General features: G+C 33.9%; 10 protein-coding genes. 9 read left to right on the forward strand and 1 reads right to left on the reverse strand.

What is annotated here, in order from left to right:
• Nucleotides 1-79: 79 nt before the first annotated feature.
• Both menD and ACVEGE_RS16050 read left to right on the forward strand, forming a co-directional pair.
• Nucleotides 80-1744 (forward strand): 2-succinyl-5-enolpyruvyl-6-hydroxy-3-cyclohexene-1-carboxylic-acid synthase, encoded by a 1665-nt coding sequence (menD, locus tag ACVEGE_RS16045; protein WP_192501597.1) that lies wholly within the window; start codon nucleotides 80-82, stop codon nucleotides 1742-1744.
• Between the two features lie 233 nt (nucleotides 1745-1977).
• Complete coding sequence (locus tag ACVEGE_RS16050) at nucleotides 1978-2322, forward strand: DUF2853 family protein (RefSeq protein WP_173851841.1); 345 nt, start codon at nucleotides 1978-1980, stop codon at nucleotides 2320-2322.
• A 63-nt stretch (nucleotides 2323-2385) separates the two neighbouring features.
• Here ACVEGE_RS16050 and ACVEGE_RS16055 read toward each other — a convergent pair whose 3' ends face one another.
• A complete protein-coding gene (locus ACVEGE_RS16055; RefSeq protein WP_192501598.1) occupies nucleotides 2386-3738 on the reverse strand; it encodes a M28 family metallopeptidase in 1353 nt (450 codons plus the stop codon).
• A 329-nt stretch (nucleotides 3739-4067) separates the two neighbouring features.
• On the opposite strand from ACVEGE_RS16055, the gene ACVEGE_RS16060 reads away from it, so the two are divergent.
• The 7 genes from ACVEGE_RS16060 (at nucleotide 4068) to ACVEGE_RS16090 (ending at nucleotide 11582) form a co-directional block, all read left to right on the forward strand.
• Nucleotides 4068-4922 carry a CvfB family protein gene (locus ACVEGE_RS16060; protein WP_173851845.1) on the forward strand — a complete coding sequence of 285 codons (855 nt, stop codon included), beginning with the start codon at nucleotides 4068-4070 and terminating at the stop codon, nucleotides 4920-4922.
• Between the two features lie 638 nt (nucleotides 4923-5560).
• Nucleotides 5561-6394: a 1,4-dihydroxy-2-naphthoyl-CoA synthase gene (locus ACVEGE_RS16065; protein ID WP_370566999.1), complete on the forward strand. Its 834-nt coding sequence runs from the start codon at nucleotides 5561-5563 to the stop codon at nucleotides 6392-6394.
• A 33-nt stretch (nucleotides 6395-6427) separates the two neighbouring features.
• Entirely contained in the window at nucleotides 6428-6943 is a 516-nt protein-coding gene (locus ACVEGE_RS16070) for a PH domain-containing protein (RefSeq protein WP_173857123.1), read from the forward strand.
• Nucleotides 6943-8448, forward strand: coding sequence for a PH domain-containing protein (locus tag ACVEGE_RS16075; protein WP_192501599.1), 1506 nt, complete (start codon nucleotides 6943-6945; stop codon nucleotides 8446-8448). The genes ACVEGE_RS16070 and ACVEGE_RS16075 overlap by 1 nt, the downstream gene beginning before the upstream one ends.
• Before the next feature lie 71 nt (nucleotides 8449-8519).
• Entirely contained in the window at nucleotides 8520-9482 is a 963-nt protein-coding gene (gene menA / locus ACVEGE_RS16080; protein ID WP_173851853.1) for a 1,4-dihydroxy-2-naphthoate octaprenyltransferase, read from the forward strand.
• Between the two features lie 24 nt (nucleotides 9483-9506).
• On the forward strand, nucleotides 9507-10184 hold the full coding sequence (locus ACVEGE_RS16085; RefSeq protein ID WP_173857125.1) for a metal-dependent hydrolase: 678 nt from the start codon (nucleotides 9507-9509) through the stop codon (nucleotides 10182-10184).
• 198 nt (nucleotides 10185-10382) lie between these two features.
• Nucleotides 10383-11582 (forward strand): tetratricopeptide repeat protein, encoded by a 1200-nt coding sequence (locus ACVEGE_RS16090; RefSeq protein ID WP_370566997.1) that lies wholly within the window; start codon nucleotides 10383-10385, stop codon nucleotides 11580-11582.
• Nucleotides 11583-11813: the final 231 nt, after the last annotated feature.

An 11813-nucleotide genomic window follows, 5' to 3' on the forward strand; every position in this document is an offset into this window, starting at 1 on the left:
TGCAAGTTTGTAACTTTGCTTGGATTAAGATTTCCAGTAGTTTTAAACTCGAAATCCTTAAAATTAAACTAAAAAAGGAATGATTTACCCAAAAATACCCTTAGCGCAAAGCATTATCGAAATTTGTCGTGCAAAAGGAATCGCCACCATAGTAATCTCTCCAGGTTCTAGAAATGCACCGCTTACATTAGGATTTTCTACAAATACTAATTTTGAATGTTTTAGTATTGCTGATGAACGTTCGGCAGCATTTTTTGCGTTAGGAATAGCACAACAAAAAAAAGTTCCAGTTGCTTTAGTTTGTAGTTCTGGCTCTGCTTTACTAAATTATTACCCCGCTTTTGCCGAAGCATTCTACAGTCAAATTCCGGTAATTGTGATATCTGCTGATCGACCACAAAGTAAAATTGATATTGGGGATGGACAAACCATTCGTCAAGAAAATGTTTATGCAAATCATTGTTTGTATAATGCCAATCTAACCGAAGAAGCTTCAGTTGTAAATGATCAATTAATTTGTGAAGCCATTGATACCGCCATTCAAGAAAGTGGACCCGTACACATCAATGCGCCTTTTGAAGAGCCATTGTATGAGACGGTTACTGCACTTTCGGTTTCGCCAATAGTTACCGCTTCCGCAAAATTTACTCCTGCAATCACAACTAAAGAATTGGCTCCATTTGGAGATATTTGGAACAAAGCAAGCAAGAAGATGATTCTTGTAGGAGTGAATCCACCTGAATTTGTAGAGCAAGCCATTATGGATCATCTAGCCACAGATCCTTCAATTATTGTAATGACAGAAACAACTTCTAATTTACATCACCCTACATTTATTAATAACATAGACACCATAATTACGCCTTTTACAGCAACAGATTTCGAGGATTTTTGTCCTGATATATTGCTAACTTTTGGAGGAATGATTGTTTCTAAAAGAATTAAGGCTTTTCTACGTAAGTACAAACCAACTAATCACTGGCATATTGATACTTTAAGAGGTTACGATACCTTTGGTGCATTGACACATCATTTTAAAGTATGTCCTAACGTTTTCTTTAATGCTTTTATACCTTTGGTTGATACCAAAATAAAAAGTGATTATTTCCATAAAATGGATGCAATAGTACAATTACGCAAGTTAAAAACAGAAGAATATTTAGCTAAAATTCCATTCTCCGACTTTAAAGTCTTTGAAAAGGTGATTCAGTCATTGCCTAAAGATACCCAGTTGCAAGTCAGCAATAGTTCCGCCATTAGGTATGCGCAGTTAATTGATATTGATCCTTCAATTGAAGTATTTTGTAATCGAGGAACAAGTGGTATTGATGGAAGCACGTCTACGGCAATTGGTGCAGCTGTTGCCAATAAAAAGCAAACGGTATTCATTACCGGAGACATTGGTTTTTTATACGATAGTAACGGCTTGTGGAATAATTATATTCCGAGAAATTTTAAAATTGTTTTGATCAATAATGGAGGAGGGGGAATATTTAGAATTCTGCCTGGTCATGAAGAAACAGAAGTATTTAATACTTTCTTTGAAACGGCACATGATCTAACTGCTGCGCATTTAGCTAAAATGTACAATATGAATTACCATGCTGTAGCTAATGAAACTGATTTAGTAGCATTGTTACCTGCATTTTTTGAAAATAATGAGAAACCAGCAATTTTAGAAGTGTTTACACCTACATTAATTAATGATAAGATATTGCTTCAATTTTTTAAGGAATTGATCTAAAATCAAGAAATCATGTTTGGTAGAATACCTTTATTATGCTTTTGTTTTAACGAGAAATACCTCTTTGTTTTGTGTTTTAATCTTTAAAAGCTTTGTTTTTATGTTTTTTATCGGATTTTTTAACTTATTATCTTTATTTTAAATAATTTTTGGTAAAATTATAGCTACTTTTGAATAAATCCTTAAATTTGAGATAATAAAAACCATTAACCTTAATTATTAAATATATTTTTATGAGCAAGAGAGACGAATTAATTGTAAAATACGCAGCAGATTTAAAAGACAAATGTGGAGTAACTCCGGATATGGATTTATTGACCAAAGTAACTATTGGTTGTGGACCATCGATTTATAATGCTGATTCATCAACTGTTGCTGGTAGCCAACAATCAGAATTGGATACGGTTAAAAATAATTTTTTAATTAAAAAATTAGGATTAAAAGATGGACCTGATTTAGACGCAGCTATTGATGCAGTAATTGAAAAATACGGTCGTTCAAACAAAACAAAACATAGAGCTGTAGTTTACTACTTATTAGCTGTTCACTTTAAAAAAGAAAGTGTTTACAATAAATAATACAAACCACATATAAATAAAAAAGCGCCTTAATGGCGCTTTTTTTATGGGTAAACTTTAAATTTATCGTACAGGTATGGGAAAAATAGGCAAACTTGCATGTCCTAACTCATCTACTGCTTGCACTGCAAAAAGAAAGTTATCTTTAGAATAAGGAATAGTTGCTCGAGTATCAGTTAAAAAAACACTTTTCTGCCAGTTGGCATCAGAGGTTTCTCTAATTAATATTTGATAGCCATGAACTTTTTTATCATTTGCAGGTTTCCAAGCTAAAGTAGAGAAATTAGTTAAGTCTTTTACTTCTATAACCACATTTGTAGGTGATTTAGGTGCCCAAGCTAAGTTAGCTAAAGTAACTAAATTTGAAGCTGTAATTTTTCTGAGGTATTCAAAATCCATGAATTCAGGAAGATCTCCATATTTAATTGCATTTTCTGTACGTAAATCTTGGTGTTGGTGGTCAAAATTTTCATTCATTTCACAAAAACGAACGGCTGTAAATCCATTTTGACTAAAAGGAGTGTGATCACCACCGCGTAAAAAACGGTCGTTTCTATACACAAGATTCACTTCAAGCTGTTCTACATATTGTTCAGTTACGGTTTTAATATAGCGTGCTAATAATCTAGACGGACTATCATTGTCTCTATTTGTTAGTTTGCGCATTTTAGCTTCGTCCTCAGTTTCTAAATAGGGTGTTGCTTCACTAAAAACACGAAATTTAGTATTGTCTCTTAAGTTTGTTCCACTAGACAAACTATTTCCTATCATGTCATTATTAAGCATGGCAACAATATTCCATTTTTCTTGTTTAGCGACTTCGGCTAAATGTTTTGCACCGTACAAACCTTGTTCTTCTCCTGTAACAGCTACAAAAATTATTGTATAAGGAAAAGCTCTTTTACTCATAATTTTAGAAAGCTCCATCATAGCCGCTACACCTGAACCATCATCGTTAGCCCCTGGTGAGTCTGCTTTTGCATCCATAACATCAGTAACTCTAGAGTCTATATGTCCGCTAACAATAAGTACACGGTCATCTGCAGGATCAGTTCCTTTTAAAGTAGCCATTACATTAGCAAGTTGGCTGTCTTTTGCAATGCGTTTGCCATCGGCTTTTACATCAAAAAAATCCATAGTAGTGGTTAATCTTCCATTTGAAGCCAACGCATATTTTTCAAACTCCAACTTTACCCAGCGTTGTGCTGCTCCAATTCCGCGACTGTTACTTTTAGTGTCGCTTAGGGTATGGCGGGTTCCAAAAGAAACGAGCTTTTTTACAGTGGCTTCAAGGTTATCTGCTTTGATCTCAGTAACCATTTTTTTTATTTCAGGATCATCAACAGTAATTTGGGCTATAGTTATTTGCGTAAAGAAGAGCAATGCAAAAAGATAGAAAATAGGTTTTGGATTCATTTGTTTAGGGTATTTGTGTTTGAAAATTTAAAAATAAGTAAAAAATTAAGGTTTATAAGCAGTAAAAATAAATTTAATAGTTGTTTAAGCTTTTGGGGAGTTGTTTGTGTTCGTTATTCAATAAAAAAGTAGTTGCTAATTAGCCCTGATGGGAGCAAGTATCCTTTTTTGGCTGGTGTTCAGCCAAAAAGATACTGCGTACAGCAGGACAAATCGTATTTTTGAAAAGGATAGTTGCTGCTCCTATATAAAATAAGTAGTAATTATGGGCTAGTGTGGGTTTGTTATTTTCAAACTTCGTACCTTTGCGCTTTAGAAATTGAAAGAATATGATTGAAATAGGAAAATACAATACGCTTACCATTTTACGAGATACCAAAGTGGGATTATTTTTAGGGAATCCTGAAGAAGATCCTGAAGGAATACATGACATTTTGTTGCCTAATAAATACGTTCCAAACGAATTTGAAATAGGGGAAGAGCTCATTGTTTTTGTTTATTTGGATCATGAAGAACGTCCCGTTTCTACTACATTAGAACCGTATATTTTGTTGAATGAATTTGCGCTTTTACGTGTGAATTATGTCAACCAGATAGGTGCTTTTATGGATTGGGGAATGGAAAAAGATATTTTAGTTCCGTTTAAAGAGCAAGCACGTCCTATGGAAAAAGGAAAACGTTACTTGGTTTACCTTTATATGGATGAAAAAACTAACCGTCTTGTTGCTTCAAGTAAGACCAACCAGTTCTTAAAAAATGAAGAGCTTACGGTAGAAAAAGGAGAAGAAGTAGAGTTGATTGTTTCGCATATTACTGAAATTGGAATTAACGTAATTATTAATGAGCGTCACAAAGGACTGCTTTATAAAGATGAGGTTTATGATGATGCAATTCGTACAGGAGACCGTATGCGTGGCTACATCAAGAACATTCGTCCTGATAATAAAATTGATGTTGCATTGCAAATTCAAGGTTATGAAAGCATTGAACCTAATGCCGACTTGATTTTAGATGAATTGAGAGCGAGCCGTGGTTTTTTACGCCTTACAGATAGTTCTCACCCTGAAGATATTAAAACTGTGTTGAAAATGAGCAAGAAAACGTTCAAGAAAGCGATAGGTGCTTTATATAGAGAAAAATTAATTGAAATTAAAGAAGACGGAATTTACTTGATTAAGGAGTAATTAAATCTTAGAATTGATATAAAAAAAAGAAAGACTAATCGTTGCCGGTTAGTCTTTCTATTTATAACACCTTATGAATTGCGTGTTATAGTTGCATTTTGCAAATCCATTACTTTATAATGTCTTACTTTTAAGTCTTTACCTTTTTTTACTTATTAAATAAAATTGAGGCTCAAATTCACATTATTGCCATCTGGTTGCTATTATTACGAGTAGATTTTACTTTTTCATTTTATTGATTAGTGTATAATCAAAGTATAGTAATCTACTTTTTAACCTTAGGGGTTACTATTGAAATATCCTTATTTCGTTTAATAAGTTCCTATTGGTCTCTTTTTCTTCGATTTTTAATTTGAGTACCGTACAAAAAAGAGTGGTAAAGCAATTTGAATTTTTCAAAAGCATTCTTTTTTTAGGTTAATAAATCAGTTAAAATAAAATAACCAACTGTATTGTGTTGATTAACAGTTATAAAATTAGTAAAAAATACAGTTACAAACTGTTAAAAGTGTGTGTTTTTTTCAAATTGTTTTTTTTTTAGAAAATGGAATGAGCGATTTAGTTCAGCTTTAGCTATTGTTGAATGTTGTAAAGTGTAAAAAATGATTTAATTTTACACTATAAAATTTAAAACTCATATAATGGACTGGATAACTGCTAGAGAATTTGAAGATATAACCTATAAGAAATGCAATGGCGTTGCGCGTATTGCATTTAATAGACCTGATGTGCGCAATGCTTTTAGACCTAAAACAACAGCGGAATTATACCAAGCTTTTTATGACGCTCAAGAGGACACCTCGATAGGAGTGGTTTTACTTTCGGCAGAAGGACCTTCGTCAAAAGATGGCGTTTATTCTTTTTGTAGTGGAGGGGATCAAAATGCACGCGGACATCAAGGATACGTAGGTGAAGATGGGCAACACCGTCTCAATATATTAGAGGTACAACGTTTAATTCGTTTTATGCCAAAAGTAGTTATTGCTGTAGTTCCAGGTTGGGCTGTAGGTGGTGGACATAGTTTACACGTAGTGTGTGATATGACTCTTGCTAGTAAAGAACATGCTATTTTTAAACAAACAGATGCTGATGTAACAAGCTTTGATGGTGGTTACGGGTCGGCTTATTTAGCTAAAATGGTAGGGCAGAAGAAAGCCAGAGAAATTTTCTTTTTAGGTCGCAATTACAATGCTCAAGAAGCAATGGATATGGGGATGGTAAATGCCGTAATCCCGCATGCTGAATTAGAAGATACTGCTTATGAGTGGGCGCAAGAAATATTAGGAAAATCTCCTATGGCGATCAAAATGTTGAAATTTGCAATGAACCTTACTGATGATGGTATGGTTGGACAACAAGTTTTTGCTGGTGAGGCAACTCGTTTAGCGTATATGACTGAAGAGGCTAAGGAAGGTAGAAACGCATTTCTTGAAAAACGTAAGCCAAACTTTGAGAAAAAATGGTTGCCATAAAACTTTCAATATTTTAAAATTTAAATAATTTACATGGAGCATTTTACAAATGAAGTAATTGACACCACACAGCTTCCTCGATTTGAAGCTGTGGCGTTGTCTAAGTTGGATTCTAATTATTGGAAAGTTATTGGACTTAATATTCTGATTACTTTTTTGATTTTAGGAATCGGACTTGGTGCTCTATTGTTTTTTAACCCAGGCTTACAAGAATTCTGGATGCCGTTATTGGGGCTTTTTGGGTTGTTTTTTGGATTTGTTATTTTGTTTGCAGCCTTAAGCGTAAAGAAAAAAGCATTTGCATTTAGAACTCATGATGTTATTTTTCAGAGCGGTGTTATCGCGACAAATACTATTGTAATTCCGTATAACAGAGTTCAACACGTGGCTTTACATGAAGGATTTATTGCTAGAATTTTTGGGCTAGCCAAAGTAGAAATATTTACAGCAGGAGGAAGCGCGAGTGATATTGCTATTCCAGGAATTGCTTTGGCGCAAGCCGAAGATATCAAACAGCTGTTGATGGGTAAAATTCAAAAGAAACTCTAATGGAGGAACAATTTGGACAACCGCAAAGGCAATCCTCAGTAGGGGTTTTGATTATGTTTATGAATACACTGCAAAAATGGTTGCGTGCTTTAGGACCTATTGTTTTAATCTATTTTATTAGATTCAAAGACTTAGATAAAGCATACTTAATTTTAGGTGTTTTTGTTTTTTTAGTATTGATTGCTGTAGTGGCTTTTTTAAAATATAAAAATTTCACCTTTTATCTGGACAGTGATAATAAGGAGTTTGTCATTCAAGAAGGTATTTTGAATAAAACAAAAACCATTATCCAACTGGATAAAATCCAACAAGTAAATATCAATCAGTCGTTTATTCAGCGGTTGATCAATGTTTATGAAATTAATGTAGACACAGCTGGAAGCGCTGAAAAAGAGGGGCAAATTAAGGCAATTACTCATTCATTGGCATTAGCATTAAAAGCGAGACTTTTAGAAAAGGAAAATAATGAAGTTGCTGAAAATGAAGGGGTTTTTAATCCAGTAACGTCACATGAAAAAACGGCTGAGGAATCGTTTATCAAAATTAGTTTTTTGAGTTTGTTAAAAGTTGGAATCACATCAAATTACGTAAAAACGTTCAGTTTGATTTTAGCTTTTTTTATTACAATTTACGAAAACACTAAGAACATATTATCAGAGTCGGATTTTGAAGTTCAAAATCAAAACATTGATAGTTTTTTTGAACAGAGTACCTTTATAATACCAATAGTGTTGGTAATGCTTTGTTTGATTCTAATTATTAATTTGATTCGTGTAATTTTTAAATATTTCGATTATAAAATAGTAAAGCAAAACGGATCGTTACTGTTATCATTTGGATTGCTGAGTACAAAAAGTACCATCATCAAGTCAGATAAAGTGCAGTTAGTTACCATTACTAGTAATTATTTTCAGAAGAAAATGGATATTCTGGAACTTAAAATTAAACAAGCTACCAGCGGCGAAAAACAAGAGAAGAAAGCGCTTATTGAGATTCCAGGATGTAATAAGGAGGAAAAAGACGCGATTTTAGCGCTTTTATACAATACAATACCTGAGAAAGGATTGGCTTTAAAACCAAATTATAGGAAGTTAGTATTCTCAATATTTTTGTCCATTGTATTGCCTTTTAGTGGGTATATGGCTTTTGCATATTATATTGAGCCACAATTTTTTCAATATTTTATAGGAGCAGTTTGCTATGTATTGTTTGTAGGAACGATATTGGTTTTTGGATTTAGAAACAACCGTTTATTTATCACAAATGATTTTATCATAAAGCAAAGTGGCGCTTGGGATATTGATAATACCATTGTTGAAACAGGAAAAATACAAGCCATTACCACATCGCAATTATTTTGGCACAAAAGAGCTAATATTGGATCAGTTACAATCCATACCGCAGGCGGAAACCTGTCTTTTCAGTTAGGAAATTTTTCGACCATTAAAGACTATGTTAATTTATGGCTGTATAAAATAGAAGTTTCTAATAGCAATTGGATGTGAGTTTTGTAAGGTTACAGAATAAATATAAATAGAGAATAGAATAAAAAGAATAATAAATAAATAAAATAAAAATGAAACATTGGATTGAAGCTGCACGACTACGAACATTACCCTTGTCCGTTTCTGGTATAATAGTAGGAAGCATCTATGCATTGGCACACCCAACAGATAATATCTTGACACCAACTGATGTTTTCAACTGGAAAATATTTGGTTTTGCTATTTTGACAACTTTAGGATTACAAATATTATCTAATTTTGCTAACGATTATGGTGATGGAGTCAAAGGAACTGATAATGCAGATCGAGTAGGACCGATGCGCGCAATTCAAAGCGGAGTCATTACTCCAGCAGCTATGAAGCGGGCTATAATTATTACGTCACTGTTGACCTTAGTATCGGCAATATTGCTAATTTTTTATGCTTTCGCAGATACGAATTTGTATTACTCCCTGTTTTACCTAGTTTTAGGAATAGTAGCAATTGCATCAGCAATTCGATACACTGTAGGGAATTCAGCTTACGGCTACAAAGGATTTGGTGATTTATTTGTGTTTGTATTTTTTGGACTTGTAAGTACTTTGGGAGTGAATTTTTTATATTCTCAGGAACTAGATTTTAAACTTTTTTTACCAGCAACAGCAATAGGTTTATTGAGTGTAGGTGTTTTAAATTTAAACAACATGCGCGACGAAGCTTCAGATAAAGCTGCAGGAAAAAATACAGTTGTAGTGAAAATGGGAGGGAAAAATGCTAAAAAATACCACTATTTCTTGGTTATTACCGCTATGGTTTTAGTGGTCGTTTTTGCTATAATAAGCGATTTTCAGTTTGACCAATACCTATTTTTACTAGCTTACATACCTTTGACTAAACATTTAATCAACGTATATAAAAACCAAGAACCAAAAGCTTTAGACCCAGAATTAAAAAAATTAGCCCTTAGCACTTTTGCACTTTCTATATTGCTAGCGTTGAGCATGATTTATTTTGTTTCGGATGTTATTGTCAATACGTTCTTAGGAGGTAGATAATTATAAATTTTTAAATTTCACATAATGAAAATTACATTTTACGGACACGCTTCTTTGGGTATCCAAGTAGGAGGCAAACATATTTTAGTGGATCCATTTATTTCAGGAAATCCACTAGCAGCACACATTGATATTAATGCCTTAAAAGCCGACTATATCCTAGTTACTCATGCACACGGTGATCATGTGTTAGACGTAGAAACTATTGCTAAAAGAACGAATGCCATTATCGTGTCTAATGCCGAAATCGCAGGTCATTACGCAGCTAAAGGACTTACAGCGCACCCTATGAATCACGGTGGGAGTTGGAATTTTGACTTCGGGAAAGTAAAGTATGTCAATGCAATCCATTCAAGTTCGTTTCCTGATGGTTCTTATGGAGGGAATCCTGGAGGTTTTGTAATTGAAGGAGAACATAAAAATATTTATGTTGCCGGTGACACTGCTTTAACAATGGACATGCAGCTAATTCCTATGCGTACCAAGTTAGATTTGGCTATTCTACCTATTGGTGATAATTTTACTATGGATGTTGAGGATGCTATTATCGCTTCTAATTTTGTAGGTTGTGATAAAATTTTAGGATATCATTACGATACTTTTGGATACATCGAAATCAATCATAAAGAAGCCATTCAAAAGTTTTTTGATGCAGGCAAAGATTTAATGTTGCTCGACATTGGACAAAGTATCGATTTATAAATAATTCATTTTATACCATTAAGCAACCGGAGAAATACTTTGGTCTTAATGGTATATTTTTTTAAAGTTGTTTCGTTTTTAGGAGCTATTTCCAGCTGTACGTTGCAATCTTTGTTGCCTTCCCTAAAAATCGGGAAGGCCGCAAAGGATTTCCACTTCCATCTGGGCTAGGGCTTATTGTTATTAAAATACATACCAGTGAAAAAAATACTTTCTGTGCTATTCATTAGCATTATTTATCAAGCAGCTTCTGCGCAACAAGATGGTTTTTGGGACCAGCAACGATCCATAACTAAAGAACTAATTGTTTCTGCTGGAGAGCGCACAATTTTCAAAGCCGATGATTTTCCCATAGGAACAACAGAGCTAATTTACCGCATTACCATTCTAGATGATAATCAGCAATTAGCAACGAGTCTAATATCGCTTTTAAAAGCCATTCCTGATCCTACAGGAATAAGTCAAGGATCTGCAGGTGCTGTTTTCTTGATGTCAAAAATCTCCGGAGATGATAAATGCAATTACGTAATTTTTACTAGTAATGATTTGGCTACAGCCTATCAAAAAACGGGTAAAACTGATAATGCCTGCTTTAATCAAAACATGCCGTTAAGTAAGGATGCCAAACGCCTTACGATTGATAAATCGAGCTGCATGCAATCAAGTAGCAGTAGTTTGTGGTTTGGTTTTCAAAGTTCAAATTGGATTATGAAACAAAAAATCGTACTCGAAATTGTACCTTGGGTAGATAATAAACTTAGCCGTGGCTGGACATTAGCCAACCGAAAAACGGTAATTAATCAATGTAAAACATCCTCTTTAGCCAGAAAAATGGTCAATTCTGATGATTTTTGTATTTGTGTAGAAGAAAAAATCCAAAAAAAATACAAGTTCCAAGAGTTTCAAAAAATGCTAGCGATAGAACAAGCTAAGGATTATAAAGATTTTGGTGACCTATGCTTCGTTGAAACAGGGGCTTCTAAGATGCAAAATGAAGCGTTTAGGACTAGAGCTATAGATTTTGAGAAAAGAGGCGATTACAGCAACGCAATTGCGCAATATAACTTGATAATAGCAGATAGGAAAGCTACCGTAAAAGATTATAGTGCTATTGGTTTTGATTACATTTTGACAAAGCAATATGCAAAAGCCATAAAGTTTTTAAAAGAAGGTGAAAAACTAGATGAAACAGAGTTATTGATTAAACTCCGTTTAGCGCACGCCTATTTACTAAACGACGATTATAAAAACGCAAAAGCAATTTATAAAGAGTACCAATCTCAAAACGTTACCGATACCGTGAGCTGGGTTGAAAAGATGAAGCAAGATTTTCAAGTATTCAAAACAGCGGGACTAAATTCGGATGATTTTGATAAGGTATTGAAGTTAGTGAAATAGGTGGTTTATTTTGTCAAATCGAGCGGAGCTGATATTGATTTTTTTGAATTGTAAACGTGTTCTCGACTCCGCTCGAAGTGACAGTAGGTTTTGCACAAGAGGATAATTAGTGTCAAATCGATTTCTCGACTCCGCTCGAACTGACAATAGATTTTGCATAAGAGGATAAGTAGTGTCAAATCGAGCGGAGTCGAGATTGATTACGGTAGTTGTGAAACGAGTTCTCGACTC

The sequence above is a fragment of the Flavobacterium sp. PL002 genome, from assembly GCF_054165825.1.